This window comes from Telluribacter humicola (assembly GCF_017355935.1).
Lineage (GTDB): Bacteria > Bacteroidota > Bacteroidia > Cytophagales > Spirosomataceae > Telluribacter > Telluribacter humicola.
Genome location: NZ_JAFIQT010000001.1, coordinates 1,747,046 through 1,766,137, shown reverse-complemented (window position 1 = coordinate 1,766,137; position 19,092 = coordinate 1,747,046). Strand labels below are relative to the sequence as shown.

The following is a 19,092-nucleotide window of genomic DNA, read 5'->3' as shown; positions in this document are numbered from 1 at the left end:
ATAATAATCCTATTATCAAATCCCTTTACTAAAACTTTCACAGACCCTCCGTATGGTCTCATCAGAGGTTCTGAAAGTCAGTCCGATAGCATTTTGTATCTTCTGACTGTTGTACTTAAACCGGTGAGTAGCCGACTTCGCACTTTCTTTTGTAATAAGCGGGTTACTGCCTGTAAGCCAGGAGCGTAGCGCTTCAAAACGCCAGATAATGGCTGTCATGGCTGAACTTACCCGTATGGTAGGTTTCTTCTTACCGAAGGCTTCGGCTACCTTATTGAATAGCTCCTGGTAGGTCATGCTGCCGGCACTTAGTACATATCGCTCAGCGGTAATATCCGAAAACAGAAGCCTGTATACAGCCTCGGCCACATCTAGTACATCAACGTAATTCATCAGGCCTTCGGTATAAAAGGGTTTCTCCTCGTACACGTACCTGAATAGCCTGGTACTACTTCGGTCCCAATCCCCCTCGCCTAACACCAGCGACGGATTTACGATCACGGCTTTGAGACCTTCCGCTACACCGCGCCACACTTCCAGTTCAGACAGATACTTGGTTTTGGCGTAGTGGGTATTGGTGGGTGACTCTTCCCACCGTTGATCTTCAGTAATAACAATATCATGCCCCCCTCCTATTTTGCGCAGATCTGGCCGACCCAACGCCGCTACGCTGCTAATCTGGCAGAGTTTCCGGGTCCCCAGTTTCAGACAGGCGTTCACTACATTGGCAGTACCTTCCACATTAACCTTGTACATAGCATCCTGGTCACGGGGTACAAAGGAGACCACCGCGGCGGAATGTACTACATAGTCAGTATCTTGAATAGCTTGTTCCAGGGAGTAGATATCCAGAATATCCCCTTCGACCCACTGGACCCGGTCTTCTACCTCCCGTAGCAGACTCCGATCCGATCCGGCCCGATGCAGGGCCCGCACCGTATGCCCTTCCTGAATAAGACGCCTGGCAACGGCACTGCCTACTAGTCCGGTAGCTCCGGTAATAAGGATATTCATGTATAGACAACGAATTGTACGTAGCCAAAGTTCGGGTATTGTACCTAGCAAACCAAAACTTAGCCCGCTACAAAACTTCGGATAAATATACAGAATAGCAAACCGGCCAGGTAGTAGCTACCTGGCCGGTCCGTTTACAAATCTCCCTCTTCCAGCTCAAAAACCTCCTCTACCGGCTTACTGAACACCCGGGCTATCTTCATGCCCAGCGCCAGGGAGGGCGAATACTTTTCAGCTTCGATGGCATTGATCGTCTGCCGGGACACCTGCACACGCTCGGCCAGATCGGCCTGCGTGATATTCAGAATGGCCCTTTCAATGCGGATGCGGTTTCTCATGCCAGCCTCCTTTCCCGCCGGTCTTCCAGGGCTGGTGCTATATACAGCAGCCAGTGGAAACGTAGCACAAAGATGAGCAACGGCGTAAACATGTTGTAAACCATAACATTGATAAAAGCCAGCCCGTGCACAAACAGGATACACAGCACCAGTACCAGGGTGTTGCCATAGATAGCCCACTGAAGAGATTCCAGACGCAACTGGGCAATGCGCTCGTCCTCTACCTTCAGGCGCGAAAACCCTACGAGCATAAGACCAGCAATAGTCCCTAAGGCTAGTAGTTCATCCACCAGTTGCAGCGTAACAGTACCGTCTTTATGAACCAGCAGGTCAATGTTTGCGAAAGGTCCGGAACTTTCCGTAGCAAAAGGCCAGGGTATCTGTACTGCCAGACTCAGCGGAAAACTGGAATCATCAATCAGCATCCATAATCCCGGCAGGATAGAGATACAGAGCAAAACCCAGCCAAAGGGTTTCCAGGCGTGGGGGAACAGGTTTTTTGTTTTCATGGCTAATAGATAAAAGTGTGATACGAATAAAGTAACGATTCAAAGGTAAAGCAACTCTTACAATATGTCAAGTAAACTTTACAAAAGGTAAAATATTATGTACCAATGGTAAGGTAACTGGTCGTAAAGCAGCAATGCAGAGCCCTTTTTGCTAATTTTGTAGCCAGAAAAGAAAATTCTCCCTGACCTGACTGGCACTGTAACAGTAGCCAGTACCTGGCAGTACTTTTAAATATCTGGTTTTCACTATTTCTTATATTATACAATGCCCATTACCAACCCCAAACGATATACCGTTACGGCGGCTCTGATCTACGCGAATGGTCCTATCCATATAGGTCACCTGGCTGGATGCTACATACCGGCCGATACCTATGTCAGGTACCTGCGTTCCAAAGGTGAAGATGTAGCTTTTATCAGTGGTACCGATGAGCACGGAGTACCCATCACCATCCGGGCCAAGAAAGAAGGAATGACTCCGCAACAGGTCGTAGACAAGTACTATGACCAGATCAATAAGTCATTTGCCGATCTGGGTATATCCTTTGATGTATACTCACGTACCAGTAAGCCCATACACCACCAGACCTCGCAGGAGATATTCAAGGACCTGTATGATAAGGGGGTATTTGTAGAAGAGGTAACCGAACAGTACTACGACGAAACTGCCCAGCAGTTCCTGGCCGACCGCTATATAGTAGGTACCTGTCCGGTATGTGCCAACCCGAATGCCTACGGCGATCAGTGTGAACGTTGCGGCTCGTCGCTCAGTCCGCTGGAACTAAAAGAACCACGCTCGATGCTGTCGGGTGCCAAACCGGTGATGAAGTCTACGAAGAACTGGTTTTTACCCCTTGATAAAATGCAGGCAGAAGTACAGGCCTATGTCAATAGCCACCCCGAGTGGAAAAGTAACGTGGCGGGACAAGTTCAGTCTTGGCTGAAAGAGGGCCTGAAACCCCGCGCTATGACCCGCGACCTGGATTGGGGAATACAGGTACCCCTACCCGATACTGAGGGTAAGGTACTTTATGTATGGTTTGAAGCTCCCATCGGGTATATATCGGCTACCAAGGACTGGCTCATCCAGAAAAACGGTACCGATGAGGGCTGGGAGCAGTGGTGGAAGCAGGATGACAGCAAGCTGGTACACTTTATCGGAAAGGATAATATTGTATTCCACTGTATCATATTCCCGGCTACACTGATGGCCGAAGGTAGCTTTATCCTGCCAGACAACGTACCCGCCAACGAATTCATGAACCTGGAGGGAGACAAGATATCAACTTCCCGTAACTGGGCCGTATGGCTGCACGAGTACCTGGAGGAGTTTCCGGGTAAGCAGGACGTACTGCGCTACGTACTTACGGCCAACGCTCCCGAGACCAAGGACAGTGAGTTTACGTGGAAGGACTTCCAGACCCGCAACAACAGCGAGCTGGTGGGTATCTACGGTAATTTCGTGAACCGGGCCGTGGTATTGACCCACAAATTCTGCGAAGGCAAAGTACCTGCACTGGGTGAACTGACCGAACAGGACCAGGCGGTACTGGCTGAACTGGCAGCCTTCCCCGCACGCATTGGCGAAGCCATGGAAAACTACCGCTTCCGCGAGGCCCTAGCGCTGATCATGGACCTGGCGCGCCTAGGCAACAAGTACCTGGCCGACACGCAGCCCTGGCACGTGATCAAGACGGATCCGGCACGGGTAGGTACCATCCTGAACATAGCCCTGCAGATTACGGCCTCATTGGCTATTGTTTCCGAGCCTATCATGCCGTTCACTTCCGAGAAGCTACGGAAGCAGTTGGGGATAGAGGGAGATCAGCTGAAAAAGTGGGCAGATGCGGGCAAGAGGACTGTGTTAGCCGAAGGCCACCCCATTGCCGAGGCCACCCTGCTATTTGAGAAACTGGAAGACTCCGTCATAGAAAAACAAGTACAAAAACTACACGACGACAAACGCATGAATGAATTAGCCGCCGCTGCCGAAGGAAAAGAAGTACCCGAAGTAAAAGCCGAAATACAGTACGATGATTTTGCTAAGATTGATATCCGGGTAGCTACCATCCTCGAAGCAGAGAACGTTCCCAAGAGCAAGAAGCTACTCAAGCTGAAAGTGGATATAGGTAGCGAGCAGCGTACGGTACTGAGCGGGATTTCCGAACACTTTAAGCCCGAAGAGATAGTAGGTAAGAAGGTACTGTACCTCGCCAACCTCGCTCCCCGCAAGATGATGGGCATGGAGTCGCAGGGTATGATCCTGATGGCGGAAGATAAAGATGGTAGTCTTGCTTTTGTGCAGCCGGGCAAGGATGTCTGGAACGGAGCTACCGTTAGCTAATAAAACACTACACTTGCAAAAAACCTTCAGGGACATCCTTGAAGGTTTTTTAGTAGATAAGTACCTTACTACTTTGTAAGTATCTATCCACTACCATTATGCATGCGACATCAACCCGAGTCTTTCTTATACTACTGTTTCTTGGTACCCTGGTAGGCAGCTGTGTGGTTGAGCCCACACCGGTCGAAGAGCTGACCCTTGCCGATTCTACCAGGGTCAGCCAGCGGCTTGATATCTCAGCAACTGCCTCAACTACTCTTACCGACGATGGTCCATGGCAAATAAAGCGTTATGGACACGTATGGTCGGAACAGAATCCGGAGCCTACGATCAACGATGCCCGATCGGAATACAGTAAAGCAATAACCGCGTTGCCATTCACCTTCAACAGCCCCATCACCAACCTTACTGCGAACAAGACCTACTACATCAGGGCCTATGTAGAGAATGCAGAAAACATAGCCTATGGTCCTGTAAGTACCTTCACCACACAACCCGGACTGGCCTTACGGCTGGCCGCTACGCTGGACGATTCCCTTAAAGACCGTGACTTTGGATACAGCTATGCCATCTTTGAAAAAGGGGAAATGGTAACATCGGGTGGTGGCGGATTTCAATCACGCTCGGTTGAGTCGGCTGGTGCTATTCCGTTTACCGTAGATACTAAAATGCACGTGGCCAGTATGACCAAGACACTTACTGCCATGGCCTTCCTGAAACTGGCTACGGAAAAGGGAATCAAGCCGACAGACTATATCATAGACTACCTACCATCGGCCTGGCATAGGGGTACCAATATAGATAAGATTACATTTCATGATCTGCTGACGCATCGGAGCGGTATTGTTGGTTTCCAGAACAATTGTCGGAATGGTGCCTATACTGAGAACTACTGGTACGGCCTGAAAGCGCTTATAGCCAAAGGTGTACAGCCGCAGCACCTTGGAAACTATTGCTACCAGAATGTTAATTTCGGATTGTATCGGGTACTTATTCCGGCTATGATGGGGTATCAGTTCACCGGCAACGACCAGACTGACGATACCCGTACCCAACAGCTCTACGAAGATTACTTACGCAAAAATATCATTGAAAAGGCCGGAGTAACTACCACTTTATTACTCAATACCTATACTCAGAATCCTACCTATGGCTATGACTATCCCTTCTCGGGTTCCCGCGGCTTTATTCCCGGTAATTTTGCTTCCACGGCAGGGGCCTATGGTTTCTATCTGTCAGCGCGGGAAGCCGCTACGGTTTATGCCAAAATCCTCTCTACCCCTGATGAGTCGGCTCTCACTACTGCCCTAAAAGACGCTCTACTCACCAAGGGGTACGGTGCCTATAGTACCCAAACACCAGATGGCCGGTTCAGCTACCATGACGGCTGGTGGTATATATTAACCGGTAACAGTAAAGCCCAAGGATTTCGTAGTGTCTGGTTGAAAGCGCCTAATGATATTACGATAGTGCTGTTGACTAATGGTCTGCGCGAGGGCGACAATCTGTTCCCGCTCAAATCCTCCCGCTATCTGGACATCACTTCATTTGTACTTTGGGCCCATAGCCAGGCGAAGCGCATCACACCTCTTGCGCGGGAGAACTACGAAACCAACTTCCACGACTACCTGCAGTACCCCGAGCCTCACTAAATACATGAGCTTATCCAGCAACTATGAAAACAAAAATCCCGAAGCACTAACCTGCTTCGGGATTTTTGTGAGTATTAAACTATGTATTTAATTATTTCCAGCGCTCGATATCCACCTTGCGGTGAAAACCCTGGTGCAGCTGGTTATAAGGTAAATGTATTACCAAATGATGCAGAGTTTCATCATAGTGAGCTGCTATGCTTTCCAGATCCACATCGTTTGGGATCGTTAAATTGCTGATGAATCGGATGGAGCGATATTCGCTGTTCGACTCGGGATCCTGAGCAAAGATGGGTAGCAGGTGATATACCATTAACTTGTTTTTAATGATCTCTACCTGTAGGTCCTCAGCCTCAATTCCCGGGGCTTTTACCATCACGAGGTAGCCGTCAGCTCCACTCTCAATCTGCACAGTTGCCTGGCTCATTCCTCCGTTGACAGTATTTATGAAATCTATATTCATCAGTACTTCCTGAGGTATTTTCAGTTTATCTTTCATGGTCGTACGTCGTTTCTGGGTAATCAAACATCTATATCCCTATGGATAAAAACACTATACCAGTTTCCGACATAGCCCAAAAGCCCCCTAAGCACGTGTCAAAATTTCATAGTCCACCTAATTAGCTCAGTCATAATGTCATTATTGAATTTGGCCGATGGGACGGCGGTTAGCTCCCTCCCTTTTTTGCAGATCATCACCTAAATCCGCACGGGCGTTTTCAGCCAATAGCAGTAGCTCTTTTACAATTTCCGGATAGGTTTCCTGCACATCATAACGTTCGCCCGGATCGCGCCTGAGGTCGTACAGAGCCATTTTTGCAGGACTTTGTTCGTTTATCTTACCCGGAAAACCATCATTTCCAGGAGCAAAACCTTCGTACGTCCGACCCGGGTGATCCAGTACCAGCTTCCAGTTCTCTCGCCGTACGGCTTCCAGCGCATTTTTACGGTAGTAGTAGTAAAAATGCTTCCGTGGTGATGCCATCAGGTCGCCTTTCAGGATAGCACTAATATCTACACCGTCGATTTTTTTGTGGGGAACAGGCGCCCCACACAGGCTTGCAAGCGTCGGTAACAGGTCTATAGTAGAAGACAGGCGATCTGTTACTACCCCCTCCGGTACTACTCCGGGCCAGCGGATGATACAGGGTACACGGTGCCCGCCCTCATAGCTGGTACCTTTTCCTTCCCGGAGTCCGGCTGTATTACCGGCATGGTTCCCGTAGTTGATCCAGGGACCGTTGTCACTCGTGAATATCACGATAGTGTTTTTGTCAAGCCCATTATCCTTGAGTGCCTTCAGTACCTGCCCCACCGACCAGTCCATCTCCTGGATCACATCGCCGTACAGCCCCTGCTCGCTCTTGCCTCTGAACTTGTCCGACACTCCCAGCGGTACATGCGGCATGGCGTGAGGCAGGTACAGGAAGAAAGGCTTATTTTTATTCTGCTTAATAAACTGAACTGCCCGCTCCGTGTATAGCGTCGTCAGTTCATCCTGATGCTGAGGAGTTGTAATTTCACGTACCTTGTCGTTGCCTTCAATAAAGGGTAATACCGGATAGTACAGACGGTGGTGTCCGGCTGGGGCGGGCTTGCCATCGTAGTTCATCGGCCACATATCATTGGAGTACGGCAGTCCCATGTACTCATCGAAGCCGTGCTGCAGCGGCAGGAATTCCCGGTGGTGACCCAGGTGCCATTTACCAAAAATTGCGGTACGATAGCCGGTCTTCTTGAAAAGTTCAGCCATGGTCTCCTCATCGGGATTGATTCCGACTTTGGCTGTATGGTCATATGCACCCGATATACCCAGACGGTTGGGATAACAGCCGGTAAGCAGGGCAGCGCGGGAAGCACTACATACTGCCTGGGCTACAAGAAAATTAGTAAAGCGCATCCCTTCGGTAGCCATCTTGTCAAGGTGGGGAGTATGGTACTGGGTTGCACCATAACTACCTATGTCGCCGTACCCAAGATCATCAGCAAATATCAGAACTACATTGGGTCGGGATGGCTTGGTAGAGGAACGAAAACTTAGAAACAGGCTGCTAAGAAGAATGCATCCGGTCAGTGATATAAGCAGGAGAGATATGCGCATGATGATAAGATAAAGGTCCTGGACTTATTGATATTACCTCGAAGGTATCACTATAAAGACCTGACTCCCGCTTTTATAACCAAAGAGCCCCACTTCCTGGAAGCGGGGCTCTTGTATATGTGTGGATATATGCCGGATCTATCTATTTCCGGTAACGATTCATGATCTGATTACGCAGCATGTCACTAACCATCGATAGAGCTGTTGCCCATGAAGAGGAGGAAGCCTCAGCAATGAGGTCTCTACCGGGTATGCCTACCCGCATTCTTGCCAGCTTATTATTTTGTCTGGTTTCGCTTAACTCCTTCAGGAAAACATCCGCTCCAACGATACTGCCGTATAAGCGCATCAGTTTCTTTAATTCATTACGTACTTTACTAATAGTCTCAGCGTCTGGCTCCACATCTACCGTACGAATATCCAATTTGATATTCTCCAACTGCTCTACTCTATTCATGGCTAAATTATTTGATTCCAATTCGTTTTAATCACACAAATCACTTCCACAACCCTTTATTATTTATTGAAAATTTTTCCTCAAACGTGGCTTTTCGTCCCCACGCCCTATGCTACTCCTCATCCGCTTTCAGGTTATAATTAACGCACAATCAGGCTACTACGTACATTTTACCTCTAACTCAGGCAGTTGGAACAATCTTATCACCTTTATATGTACAAATTGCTTGCCGCGGCTGCGGAGTTCAACACTTCTTAAACTTATTTAACTAACTACCATGGAATTATTCACCATAGATCAACTTAATGAACTGGCGACTAGTAAGGTTCAGCACAGTGTGACAATATACTCGCCCACCAGAAAACAGTCTACTGATAACTTTCAGCAGGATAAGATTCACTTTAAGAATCAGCTTCAGGCTGCTCGTCAGCAGCTGGTAAACTTGTACGGAATGGAGCAAGATGAGGTGAATCAATACCTTCAACCAGGATTTAATCTTCTGGATAATGACAACTTCTGGCACTATTCATCTGATATGCTGGCCTTCTTCCTTACTCCACAGAACAACTATGTATTCAAGTTTCCGCTAAAGGTTGAAGAGCCATCATTCCATGTAGGTAAGGGCCTCATGCTACGCCCCTTACTACCTTTGTTTAACAGGAACGGGCGATACTATGTACTTAATCTGGACCTGGAAAATGTACGCTTATACGAAGCAACTCCCTACTCCTTTAATGAGGTGGAACTTGGTGAAGATGTACAAACCTCTGTTGAGGACTATCTGCGTTATTTTAACAAGATAGATAGGGACGATACTGTACAGCGCAGATTGGGTACCAGCCAACCTGCCAGCGGTGGAGTATTCCATGGACAGGCAGCTGATGAACAGGAGAAAGAACATATCCGTCAGTGGTTCTACAATCTCAGCCGAGAGCTGGAAAACAGGTTCAAAGAGGATCAGTTGCCCGTAGTATTAGCCGGAGTAGATTATCTGGTTCCGCTATACCGGACTACTATCGATTATAATAAGTACGTAGAAGACTATGTAACGGGAAACTTTGACAACAGAAATGATCCCCAGGCACAGGGCCTTTACAAGCAGGCAATGGCTATCATGGAGCCCAAATTTAAGCAGCAGGAAGAAAAGGCTGTCGAGCAGTATCACAATCTGAAAGCGGGAGACTTTGCGGCGTCTGATACAGAGAAGACCATACTAGCCGCACTTACCGGCCAGGTAGATACCTTATTTATTCGTAAGGATGCATTCCTCTGGGGGCACTATGATGAGCAGCGTTATGAGTTACAGATCCAGCGGGCGGCTACTCCCGAAAATACGGACCTGCTGACCGAAGCCGCCGTAAAGACGGTCCTGATGAAAGGGAAAGTATTCCTGTATGATGCTAATGATATGCCTGAGAAGGACAGCATAGTAGCAGCCGTATTCCGGAATCCGGTGGTGGTGTAGCTTCTGCAAGAATACCGAAATATTGTTTTATTCAGAGCGCCACTTTAGCCAGACTAGAGTGGCGCTCTGAGTATTAGTCCCTAGCTATACATGAATCATCCCTTTCCAGACGCCTGTTTCAAAACAGTTTGTTAACTTCGCCCTGACACTAAAGAGCCGACTCCGTATGATTCAGATAAAATCTTTTACGTTCAACCCTTTTGGGGAGAATACGTATGTACTCCATGATGAAACCGGAGAAGCCGTATTTATAGATCCGGGCAACTACGAAAAGCACGAGCACGATGAGCTCATCAACTATATAGAAGCTAATGGTCTGAAGCCAGTAGGGATCATTAATACCCATGCACACATTGATCATGTACTGGGTATTGGCTTACTGAAAAGGAAATACGACATTCTTTTTGGCCTCCATGCCATAGATGAGCCACTCCTCAAAGCCGTCAAAACCTACGCTCCTAACTATGGATTTGCCGGATTTGATGAGCCTGAAATAGATCACTATCTGGAGGAGGGAAAGAATTATACCTTTGGGAGCTCGACGCTGCACATCCTGCACGTTCCGGGCCACGCCCCCGGCCATGTAGCCTTTGTCAACCATGAGCAGCGCTTTGTGATTGGTGGCGATGTCCTGTTCAGGGAAAGTATCGGCCGTACCGATCTGCCTGGTGGTGACTACAATACCCTGCTTCGCAGCATCAGGGAGAAGCTATTCCCGCTGGGTGACGACTACACCGTGTATGCAGGCCATATGGATCCGACCACCATTGGTTTTGAGAAGAAGCACAACCCATTTCTAAACAGTAAATAAACACAGCACACCAGTTCACTCCTTATTTTCACCTTCCTACTCAGCTCTACATGAAGCGTCACATCCCTAATGCCCTTACTTGTGGCAACCTCATATGCGGATGCATAGGTATCATTGAGGCATTTCATAATAACCTGCTCCTTTCCTGCGCCCTTATCGGAGTAGCGGCCATTTTTGATTTCTTTGATGGATTTGTGGCGCGCCTTCTTAACGTTAGCTCACCCATCGGCAAAGAACTGGACTCCCTGGCCGATATGACTACATTTGGGGTACTTCCCTCTATCATCATATACCAGCTGCTTATGGAGAGCATACCTGATCTGACAGGTATATGGAAGGCTTACCTGGCTATTTTTATTGCCGTCTTCTCGGCGCTTCGACTTGCCAAGTTCAACATTGATCCCCGCCAGAGCGACCAGTTTATAGGAGTACCTACGCCCGCCAATGCCATGCTTGTTGCGTCACTCCCTTTTATAGTACGCTTTCACGAAGATACCTGGCGCCCCATCATTGTTAATACCACCACGCTTCTAATCTTTACAGCGGTTATGTCTTACCTGCTGGTGGCAGAGATCCCTTTATTCGCTCTGAAGTTCAAATCGTTTGGGTGGAAGGGGAATGAAGTCAGGTTTTCATTCCTGATTCTATCCCTGGCGCTCCTGCTAGGGCTGGGCATCCTGGCCATCCCCCTGATCGTCGCCATCTATGTATTGCTATCCTTGGCACTTATGCTCATGAATAATAGTAAATCCTAATTGGTATTAGGCACAATTTGTTGCAATTTTGCGCTTTCTTTTGCCTTCGGGTACTAACCAATAACGTACTATTTACACATGGAATTTATTGCTGATATCAACATTATGCCGATGAAGGAAATCCTTGACCCACAGGGAAAGGCCGTAAAGCTGGGACTTCATAACCTCGGCATTGATCAGGTGGCAGATGTGCGCATCGGAAAACACATTACACTACGACTCGAAGCGGCTGATGCTGCGGAGGCCGAAGGCAAGGTAAAGACAGCCTGCGAGAAGCTGCTGGCTAACCTGATTATGGAAGAATTTACATTTGAAGTACGTCCTGCATAAGGTATTATATAACGGCGTCACCGGCTAAAACTCTTTTTCTCCCCACTCGCTGCACAGGCCCATGACTTATTCACGTATCACAGGACTCGGCTACTATGTACCGGAGAATGTGGTCACGAACCAGGATCTTACCCAATGGATGGAAACATCCGATGAGTGGATACAGGAGCGAACCGGTATCCGGGAGCGCCGTTACTTTACCTATGGCAAGGATACCAACGCCAGTATGGCCGCGGCAGCTTCCCGTCAGGCGCTGGATCGGGCCGGCCTCTCTCCCGGCGTTGTTGATGTCATCGTGTATGCCACTATTACCCCTGACTACTTTTTTCCCGGATCAGCTTTCCTGATGCAGCGAGAGCTGGGCATGGAGGGTAAGCCGGTTATCGATATTCGGGAGCAGTGCTCAGGCTTTGTGTACGCCCTGTCCATTGCCGATCAGTTTATCAAGTCAGGCATGTACCGTACAGCCCTGGTAGTAGGTTCAGAGATACAATCTACCTGGATTGATAAGAGTACCGCCGGTCGTAACGTGGCGGTTATATTTGGCGACGGGGCCGGAGCCGCCGTACTGCAGGCTACACCATCACTCGATCACCGCATCCTGTCTACCCATCTGCACGCTGACGGCCGCTACGCCGAAGACCTGTATGTACGTGAACCCGGCAGTAGCCGGCCTAACCGGGCCGCTACCAAAGAGATGGTCGACGAAGGAGGCTTTGATGTAGTTATGAATGGCAATGCGGTATTCAAGCATGCCGTGCTACGATTTTCGGAAGTAATTGAGGAAGCCCTGGCTGCCAATGGTCTGACACCGGGTGATATAGACCTGCTGGTACCTCATCAGGCCAATATTCGCATCAGCGAATACGTACGACAGCAGATGGGGCTATCCGAACAACAGGTAGTCAATAATATTCAGCGCTACGGCAACACGACAGCGGCCTCCATACCCATTGCTTTGGCTGAGGCCTGGGAGCAGGGACGTATTAAGGAAGGTGACCTGCTGTGTCTGGCCGCCTTTGGGAGTGGATTCACCTGGGCTTCAGCGCTGATCAGGTGGTAGGTAGGTGGAGCAATGGTGAATGAGCGGCCACCGCAGTGGTGGATTGTATTTTAGTGTGTAAAAAGGAAAGTACCAGGAAAAAGACTGTGGGTAAGGAGGTGCCGAAGCAGTTTACTGCAACACAACTCCTACAATAATTCGGCTCTACCTAGTACTTCAGAATATCAACACTCTGCAATTGACATTCGACACTCACTCATTCACATAATCACTAACTAGTACTGCCCTGTCGAAAGCATCACCAGCGTGCAGGCTTCCAGGGGTTCTATTCCTTCCTCTCTGAGTAGGTTTTCCAGTTCATCATTTTCAGTGCCGGGGTTAAAAATAACCCGCTTCGGCTTCAATGACACAATATAATCGTAGTAGTCAGGTTGATTACGTGGCCCTACGTAGAGTGTCACTGTATCAATATCATCTAAGGAAACCTTTTCAGTCAAAATCTTTTCACCGGCCACCTCTCCTTCTCTCATTCCGAGGGGTACTATCTGGTGTCCAAACCCCTTCAGGCGATGCGCCGCTATGTACGCGTAACGCGACGGATTAGTACTGGCTCCAATAATGAGCGTTTTCTTCATAAACTAGTAATCTAAAGATCTGTACGTAACGTATGTATAGAACAGTTCAAAACCGGAAAAGTTTCTACTGGCTACCCAACCACACCCGGTTGAATAGCTTTGAATGAGGCAGCTATGTACAACAAAAGTTGCACGTAACCGAAGGACTACTTTTACTCTAAACCACTAAGAATTAATTTATTTCTATTTTATCACAATTTCAAAAACATTATTTTTGTTAAACGTGTTAAAGAAAATGTTAAACAGGTTTACCCCCACTTTTATCAACTTATGAGCGATATCAAGAAAAACGGTAACTACTGGAATGAGGTGTGGAAGAGAATCAAATTTGAGGATATCGAGGATGCTCCCCACTATGAAGTTTCCAACTATGGGCGCCTGAAAAGTTTTCAGAATGACCCTAAGGACGGTAGCATTATTAAGGGCTCAGTGATACAAGGCTATCGCTCCCTTAACATACGGGCGGCAGGTGGTCGTACGCTTAACCGCTACGTACACAAGCTGGTAGCAGAGTACTTTTTGGACAGGCAGGAGGAGATTCAGAAGTATGTTATTCATCTTGATTACAACAAGCAGAATAACTACTACGAAAATCTGAAATGGGTTACCAAGGACGAAATGGCCGACCATAACCGGGAGAATCCTGCCCTGAAAAACCGGGTGATGCCCCGCCGTACCAGCAACTACAAGCTTACTGAGAGTAAGGTGAAGATGATAAAAAAACTACTTAAGAACGAGAAAAACCGTCTTAAGATGATCGCTAAGCAATTTGGTATTACACACACACAGCTGAACAGAATACGCTCCGGTGAAAACTGGAAACATGTTACCGTAGAAGATTAAAAGTAACTTATTGTATCTCCGGTACGGTCAGGGGTAACTCTGGCTATATTGCTCGGCGAGGGGTATGGACAGGTGGAAGGTGGTACCCGAGTTTTCTTCCGTCTCAAACCAGATATTGCCACCGGCATGCTCAACTATACGCTTGGCCATGGCAAGACCTAATCCGGACCCCCCGGCGCGTGTTGTAAAGTTCGGCAGGAATACCCTGTTATGAATGCTCTTGGGTATTCCTGAGCCGTTGTCCTTGATCTCGATCAGCAAATCGTCATTATGCGTATAGAGCTTGATGCTGATAATGGTTTTACGGCTTTCCGGCACAGACTGCTTCGCATTGATGATCAGGTTGGATATGGTAGATCCTAGTAGCTTCCGGTCTCCGGTGATATAGATGGGTCCCTTCTGAATATCGCGGTACAGGATAATCTTGTGGTCATTGGCGTACAGTTCGGATGCCTTGGTAATAACCGACGTTACTTCAAACACATCTTTTTGTGGAAGAGGCATTTTGGCTATGTCCGAAAAGGACTGGGCTATATGGCCTATATTATCAATCTGCTCAATAATAGATTCCATAGCCCGGCTTACTTTCTCGAGCGCCTGAGGATCATCACGATGTATAGTACGCTGGAGCTGTTGCAGCGTAAGCTTCATTGGGGTCAGCGGATTCTTGATTTCATGCGCTACCTGCTTGGCCATTTCCCGCCATGCCGACTGCTTCTCGTTGGCTGACAGTACCTGCTTGTTCTCTTCCAGGTTGACAAGCATCCGGTTATACTGCTTGATCAGCAACCCTATCTCGTCCTTGGAGCGCCAGTCTATAGGCTCGTTGAGCTGGTTAAGATTAGTACGGCCGATTTTACGTGTCAGTACCCGCAGCGGATTTATCAACAGATTAGAAGCAAAATAAGATACCCCCAGGAACACAAGAAGCATAGCCGTAAACACCATCAAGATAGAGGCTACGATATCGATGATCTGACGGTCCAGATCCGGTTTCGAGTCAAAATACGGTATACCTACCACTCCCATCAGATTCTGCTCATTTGACTGTAGTCCTACATAGGCTGTGTTGTACTCTTTTGAGCCTAATGATTCCTTCAGCAGCATCAGATTATCCTTTTCGTTAATGATACGCTGAAAAGCCTGCGGGTTGATGTAGTTGGCTAAAAGCCCCGACTGGTACATCAGCGGATTGGTTGCCAGCAGCAAGTTACCATTAGTAGTATAGACGTTAATCTCCAGGTCAGCATCATGAGCAATCTGTTGTACCTTCTGCTCCAGATAAGCCTTACTCATTTTTCCCTGCTGGAAATCAGATACAAACTCTGAGATGTTGGAAGCTATATTGTAGGTCTTATTGAGATACATTCCCTCCTGACTTTCTGCATAGTTGCTATACACTATGCGCAGGATAAAGAACAGGATGATCAGCAGGGGAAAGATAAATACGGTATTAAGCAGTACCTGAATCTTGGTTGAATAGGTCAGCTTCATCGCCGAAAAGCTATGCCTGACTGTATGAATTGCTATCACGATAGCGACAAATACCACCAGTATCAAATACAGAAAGGAAAAATTAGCCAGAACACCCTTCCAGGCCCACTCTTTGGACGACACAACAATCTTCCGGTTACTAGATCCGACGACACCTACGTGGCGGTAACCATTCAATGATACTCCTTTCTCAAACAACACTCCCTCCCCCAACAGATAGAGCGGGAACTTGCCATCATAGTTGTAGGTACCACTGCTGTACACCCGGCGGGCCTTAGGACCATAAATAGCATAGCTGTACTGACGGGTTTCGACCGCCTGCACAAAACGCTCATCCAGCAGTAACTCCGGATAAGTGTTCTTGGGCATCTCTACCGTTTGCTTAAGGTCAAGTACAATATGCCCCAGGTCAGTGGAATCCTGCTGCACCTTCACAAAGCTTATGTACTGTTTGGCAAATCCTTTGTCCGGTTGATTGACAAAATAGATCCCGTTAAAATCGGTAGAATAGGTCGATTTGTGAAACAGGTTTTGATAATGCGCAAAGTCGAGCGCTTTGGATTGGTGATCCAGCGGCTTTCCCTCAGCATCAAATGATACTACCTCTACATCATACTTATACAGGTACTGATCCAGGTAAGTACTCTTAATTTTCTGCTGAATCAGCTCCCGCGACAGCAATGCCTTGTTTTTAAGTATTACCTGAATAGTGCTATCACCGGCAATTGCTTCGTTGGTCTTCTTGAGCAAAAACTCTGTGTAAGGGTCGTTCTCGTTCAATAGCTGTTCCCCAAACTCCTTCTTATTCAGAATATCTTTTATAACCTCTTCCTGATGTACCACATAAGTACCTGCCAGAGCACAGGTAATAGCTCCGAGAAAATAGTAGATCGTAGTTGAATACCTGAAACCGTAGAAAGTCTTAGGTAGACGCATCAAATACAGTAGGAACAGGTACATCGTATGGGCCAGGAATACCCACTCAAGCCAGATATCCAGTACCCAGGCAATTACCCAGGTTAGCAGGGTTGATACAACAATAATGATCAGCCCTTTCGTGACCTGCTTATTCAGACGGAGAAATATCCCCATGAGCAGGTGTATCAGCAGGAAATAAATGATAGACAGGGCTACGAATGTCAGAAGGCAAACAATCTTGAGTGAGCCAAATGATATACTTAGAGTAATATCCAGCGTAAAGTTTGACTTCTCGTACAGGTTGCTCAGCTCCCGGTAGAACCCATAAAAAAGCCCGTAGCTTAGCAGCAGGATCAGGAAAGAAAAGATAGTCTTACCAAATTCAGACCGATGAATAAGCCACTGATAGCATGTGGTGCGGTAATAGATACTGGTAACATAGAATAGTAGCAGGATCGCAGCAATGGCATTAAGGAGCATATCACCCAACGACGGTACTAACCGGGAAGCGTTGTAGTACTCCGGACTAAATACTTCTCCTCCGTAGAAAACATAGGGGATAGAAAAAGCAATCATCAGCGCCCGCAACACCACCAGGTAGCCAGCCAGTAAAAAGAAGGCCAACCCATAACGATAGCGACTCCGTAAGCGCAGTACTGAAAAAAATACGTGGATAGCAAAGAATACTGATGAAAGCAGCAGCAGCGAAATCGTAGCCAGCGAAGTTGAATGGCTGTAATAGATAGCCGTTTCGGGTATTTCGACTGTAAACATGCCTTTGCCTCCCGGCCCTACGATCACCTCACTAGTGGAGAAGGGAGGACCGCTGATTGAACGCGGTGATGCCGAAAAAACTTTTTTGTTAAAACCTGACTGAAGATAGCTATTATCCGTCCTGTAACGACGATATAGGTTAATGAGAGAGAAAAGGTCGTAGCGCTTTCCCCCGTGTGTAGTAGTGGTGCGCAGGAGTATATACTGTCCCTGCGGGAGATCGATCAACCCCGGCGCCTGATGCCTGGCCAGATCCTGATAGGCAGGTACCAGTTTGTAGTCTGACCACATAACGAGCCGCCCGTTGCGGTACAGATAGTAAGGATGCTGACTAGCCAGGTAGTTTATATTTTCGGATCCGGGCTTGGAAGCTTTGAGCTGTTCTACTACCTGCTGCATATCCTGCTGAGCTATCTCTACCTGCTCATCAACCCGGTTCTGCACTGACTCCAGGTACGCTTTCCGTAGTTTAGTCCCGCTTTCCAGTAAATAAAAGCCCACTGCCAGCACCAGGGACGCCAGCGTAGCTGCCAGGAAAGGATATTTTCTAAAGTACTTCAACGTTAGTAGTGGAATAACAACTCACTGTCCCTATCGATAATCGTGCCAAAAATTATTTTGACTACAAATCTACCTTGTCCGGCGAATATACAGTAAATCCTCTACCAAAGCTACCTTCCTCATAATCAACTATTACTCCTAACACATACATCAGGTGACGGCGGTCAATAATTATTTTCACATTATCCACTAAATACTCCTGATCCATAGCTCCTGCAGTATCAAAACCCAGCAAAAAGGTACCACTGCATGCGCCTCCTTTCATGCCTATCCGCAGACCATAACTATCTGGTATTTTATTGGCGGTGAGTGTATCTGTAATTTCAAGCTGCGCCCGCTCAGTAATGCGAACCGGAGCTGCCAAATCATTGTTTTTCTCTTGTATACTCATTGTAAATAACTAGTATAAGCTACCAGACCACTTGCTGATCTACACTGTACGTATCCTGTACGCTAGTGTGAAGCAGTCAGCCTGGCTGGAATAACCTTTATGTATTATGTAAAAGTGTACTTTTGCATTTTGCTAAGGTTGTTCTATAAAACTAAACTCAACATAATGGAACTGTATTCACTGCTTACGATTGCCCTGGTTGCGGGCATTATTATGTTCGGCCTTTATTTAACAATCACAACGGTAGCACGCAGTGTATTTGAAAAACAAAGATGGGACATTCGGAGCAAAAACAGTGAAACAGTACTCCCACTTCGTTTACAGGCCTACGAGCGAATGTGCCTGTTTCTGGAACGCATCACGCCTAATAACCTGTTAGTCCGGCTGGCGGGTTCCGCTACCAGCTCCCTGGACTTCCAGCAGGTACTTCTGAGTGAGATCCGTGAAGAATTCAACCACAACCTGGCTCAGCAGGTCTATATGAGTAACGATGCCTGGGAGGAGATAAAAAAGGCCATGAACGAAGTAGTTTCACTGATTAACCAGGCGGCTGGCGAAGTAGAGGCCGATGCTCCGGCTAATGATCTGGCGCGTAAAATTTTTGAAAAAGTAATTCAACAAGACATACAACCTTCTACTCACGCGCTGAAAGTCCTGAAGCAGGAGATTCAGTCAGTGTTCTAAGGAAGGCGCACTT

The 19,092-nt window shown here is 47.5% G+C and carries 18 protein-coding genes; 9 read left to right on the top strand and 9 right to left on the bottom strand.

Annotated features, from left to right (window positions below):
* Positions 1-15 precede the first annotated feature (15 nt).
* The 3 genes from JUB14_RS07610 to JUB14_RS07600 form a co-directional block, all read right to left on the bottom strand.
* Positions 16-1,014 carry an SDR family NAD(P)-dependent oxidoreductase gene (locus JUB14_RS07610; RefSeq protein WP_207505264.1) on the bottom strand — a complete coding sequence of 333 codons (999 nt, stop codon included), beginning with the start codon at positions 1,012-1,014 and terminating at the stop codon, positions 16-18.
* Between the two features lie 134 nt (positions 1,015-1,148).
* The gene (locus tag JUB14_RS07605; protein ID WP_207505263.1) at positions 1,149-1,352 is read right to left on the bottom strand and encodes a helix-turn-helix transcriptional regulator; all 204 of its coding nucleotides are present in this window, start codon (positions 1,350-1,352) and stop codon (positions 1,149-1,151) included.
* Complete coding sequence (locus JUB14_RS07600) at positions 1,349-1,861, bottom strand: hypothetical protein (RefSeq protein ID WP_207505262.1); 513 nt, start codon at positions 1,859-1,861, stop codon at positions 1,349-1,351. Before JUB14_RS07600 ends, JUB14_RS07605 begins: the two co-directional genes overlap by 4 nt.
* A gap of 265 nt (positions 1,862-2,126) precedes the next feature.
* On the opposite strand from JUB14_RS07600, the gene metG reads away from it, so the two are divergent.
* Positions 2,127-4,205 (top strand): methionine--tRNA ligase, encoded by a 2,079-nt coding sequence (gene metG, locus JUB14_RS07595; RefSeq protein ID WP_207505261.1) that lies wholly within the window; start codon positions 2,127-2,129, stop codon positions 4,203-4,205.
* Between the two features lie 98 nt (positions 4,206-4,303).
* Positions 4,304-5,857 (top strand): serine hydrolase domain-containing protein, encoded by a 1,554-nt coding sequence (locus JUB14_RS07590; RefSeq protein ID WP_207505260.1) that lies wholly within the window; start codon positions 4,304-4,306, stop codon positions 5,855-5,857.
* Between the two features lie 91 nt (positions 5,858-5,948).
* On the opposite strand, the gene JUB14_RS07585 is transcribed toward JUB14_RS07590, so the two are convergent.
* The 3 genes from JUB14_RS07585 to JUB14_RS07575 all read right to left on the bottom strand — a co-directional run bounded on the left by JUB14_RS07585 (position 5,949) and on the right by JUB14_RS07575 (position 8,415).
* Positions 5,949-6,356, bottom strand: coding sequence for an Hsp20/alpha crystallin family protein (locus tag JUB14_RS07585; RefSeq protein WP_207505259.1), 408 nt, complete (start codon positions 6,354-6,356; stop codon positions 5,949-5,951).
* A 141-nt stretch (positions 6,357-6,497) separates the two neighbouring features.
* Positions 6,498-7,958 carry a sulfatase family protein gene (locus JUB14_RS07580; protein WP_207505258.1) on the bottom strand — a complete coding sequence of 487 codons (1,461 nt, stop codon included), beginning with the start codon at positions 7,956-7,958 and terminating at the stop codon, positions 6,498-6,500.
* A gap of 142 nt (positions 7,959-8,100) precedes the next feature.
* Positions 8,101-8,415 carry an HPF/RaiA family ribosome-associated protein gene (locus JUB14_RS07575; RefSeq protein ID WP_207505257.1) on the bottom strand — a complete coding sequence of 105 codons (315 nt, stop codon included), beginning with the start codon at positions 8,413-8,415 and terminating at the stop codon, positions 8,101-8,103.
* A 277-nt stretch (positions 8,416-8,692) separates the two neighbouring features.
* Here JUB14_RS07575 and JUB14_RS07570 point away from each other — a divergent pair, with 277 nt between their 5' ends.
* The 5 genes from JUB14_RS07570 (at position 8,693) to JUB14_RS07550 (ending at position 12,839) form a co-directional block, all read left to right on the top strand.
* Positions 8,693-9,880, top strand: a complete 1,188-nt coding sequence (locus tag JUB14_RS07570; protein ID WP_207505256.1) for a baeRF7 domain-containing protein — start codon at positions 8,693-8,695, stop codon at positions 9,878-9,880.
* A 166-nt stretch (positions 9,881-10,046) separates the two neighbouring features.
* The gene (locus tag JUB14_RS07565) at positions 10,047-10,691 is read left to right on the top strand and encodes an MBL fold metallo-hydrolase (RefSeq protein ID WP_207505255.1); all 645 of its coding nucleotides are present in this window, start codon (positions 10,047-10,049) and stop codon (positions 10,689-10,691) included.
* Between the two features lie 50 nt (positions 10,692-10,741).
* Positions 10,742-11,446 carry a CDP-diacylglycerol--serine O-phosphatidyltransferase gene (pssA, locus tag JUB14_RS07560; RefSeq protein ID WP_207505254.1) on the top strand — a complete coding sequence of 235 codons (705 nt, stop codon included), beginning with the start codon at positions 10,742-10,744 and terminating at the stop codon, positions 11,444-11,446.
* 78 nt (positions 11,447-11,524) lie between these two features.
* On the top strand, positions 11,525-11,776 hold the full coding sequence (purS, locus tag JUB14_RS07555) for a phosphoribosylformylglycinamidine synthase subunit PurS (RefSeq protein WP_207505253.1): 252 nt from the start codon (positions 11,525-11,527) through the stop codon (positions 11,774-11,776).
* A 61-nt stretch (positions 11,777-11,837) separates the two neighbouring features.
* Positions 11,838-12,839: a 3-oxoacyl-ACP synthase III family protein gene (locus tag JUB14_RS07550; protein ID WP_207505252.1), complete on the top strand. Its 1,002-nt coding sequence runs from the start codon at positions 11,838-11,840 to the stop codon at positions 12,837-12,839.
* A 215-nt stretch (positions 12,840-13,054) separates the two neighbouring features.
* Here JUB14_RS07550 and JUB14_RS07545 read toward each other — a convergent pair whose 3' ends face one another.
* Positions 13,055-13,414 (bottom strand): CoA-binding protein, encoded by a 360-nt coding sequence (locus JUB14_RS07545; RefSeq protein WP_207505251.1) that lies wholly within the window; start codon positions 13,412-13,414, stop codon positions 13,055-13,057.
* Between the two features lie 270 nt (positions 13,415-13,684).
* Here JUB14_RS07545 and JUB14_RS07540 point away from each other — a divergent pair, with 270 nt between their 5' ends.
* Positions 13,685-14,257, top strand: a complete 573-nt coding sequence (locus JUB14_RS07540) for an HNH endonuclease (protein WP_207505250.1) — start codon at positions 13,685-13,687, stop codon at positions 14,255-14,257.
* Positions 14,258-14,284: 27 nt separating this feature from the next.
* Here JUB14_RS07540 and JUB14_RS07535 read toward each other — a convergent pair whose 3' ends face one another.
* Both JUB14_RS07535 and JUB14_RS07530 read right to left on the bottom strand, forming a co-directional pair.
* Positions 14,285-18,004, bottom strand: coding sequence for a sensor histidine kinase (locus JUB14_RS07535; RefSeq protein WP_207505249.1), 3,720 nt, complete (start codon positions 18,002-18,004; stop codon positions 14,285-14,287).
* Between the two features lie 61 nt (positions 18,005-18,065).
* Positions 18,066-18,395 carry a HesB/IscA family protein gene (locus JUB14_RS07530; protein WP_207505248.1) on the bottom strand — a complete coding sequence of 110 codons (330 nt, stop codon included), beginning with the start codon at positions 18,393-18,395 and terminating at the stop codon, positions 18,066-18,068.
* 165 nt (positions 18,396-18,560) lie between these two features.
* On the opposite strand from JUB14_RS07530, the gene JUB14_RS07525 reads away from it, so the two are divergent.
* Positions 18,561-19,079, top strand: a complete 519-nt coding sequence (locus JUB14_RS07525) for a DUF7935 family protein (RefSeq protein ID WP_207505247.1) — start codon at positions 18,561-18,563, stop codon at positions 19,077-19,079.
* Positions 19,080-19,092 lie beyond the last annotated feature (13 nt).

Bases quoted from the DNA above. Each gene is read 5' to 3' on its own strand.
- JUB14_RS07610 (WP_207505264.1), bottom strand. From the start codon at position 1,014: ATGAATATCCTTATTACCGGAGCTACCGGACTAGTAGGCAGTGCCGTT.
- JUB14_RS07605 (WP_207505263.1), bottom strand. From the start codon at position 1,352: ATGAGAAACCGCATCCGCATTGAAAGGGCCATTCTGAATATCACGCAG.
- JUB14_RS07600 (WP_207505262.1), bottom strand. From the start codon at position 1,861: ATGAAAACAAAAAACCTGTTCCCCCACGCCTGGAAACCCTTTGGCTGG.
- metG (WP_207505261.1), top strand. From the start codon at position 2,127: ATGCCCATTACCAACCCCAAACGATATACCGTTACGGCGGCTCTGATC.
- JUB14_RS07590 (WP_207505260.1), top strand. From the start codon at position 4,304: ATGCATGCGACATCAACCCGAGTCTTTCTTATACTACTGTTTCTTGGT.
- JUB14_RS07585 (WP_207505259.1), bottom strand. From the start codon at position 6,356: ATGAAAGATAAACTGAAAATACCTCAGGAAGTACTGATGAATATAGAT.
- JUB14_RS07580 (WP_207505258.1), bottom strand. From the start codon at position 7,958: ATGCGCATATCTCTCCTGCTTATATCACTGACCGGATGCATTCTTCTT.
- JUB14_RS07575 (WP_207505257.1), bottom strand. From the start codon at position 8,415: ATGAATAGAGTAGAGCAGTTGGAGAATATCAAATTGGATATTCGTACG.
- JUB14_RS07570 (WP_207505256.1), top strand. From the start codon at position 8,693: ATGGAATTATTCACCATAGATCAACTTAATGAACTGGCGACTAGTAAG.
- JUB14_RS07565 (WP_207505255.1), top strand. From the start codon at position 10,047: ATGATTCAGATAAAATCTTTTACGTTCAACCCTTTTGGGGAGAATACG.
- pssA (WP_207505254.1), top strand. From the start codon at position 10,742: ATGAAGCGTCACATCCCTAATGCCCTTACTTGTGGCAACCTCATATGC.
- purS (WP_207505253.1), top strand. From the start codon at position 11,525: ATGGAATTTATTGCTGATATCAACATTATGCCGATGAAGGAAATCCTT.
- JUB14_RS07550 (WP_207505252.1), top strand. From the start codon at position 11,838: ATGACTTATTCACGTATCACAGGACTCGGCTACTATGTACCGGAGAAT.
- JUB14_RS07545 (WP_207505251.1), bottom strand. From the start codon at position 13,414: ATGAAGAAAACGCTCATTATTGGAGCCAGTACTAATCCGTCGCGTTAC.
- JUB14_RS07540 (WP_207505250.1), top strand. From the start codon at position 13,685: ATGAGCGATATCAAGAAAAACGGTAACTACTGGAATGAGGTGTGGAAG.
- JUB14_RS07530 (WP_207505248.1), bottom strand. From the start codon at position 18,395: ATGAGTATACAAGAGAAAAACAATGATTTGGCAGCTCCGGTTCGCATT.
- JUB14_RS07525 (WP_207505247.1), top strand. From the start codon at position 18,561: ATGGAACTGTATTCACTGCTTACGATTGCCCTGGTTGCGGGCATTATT.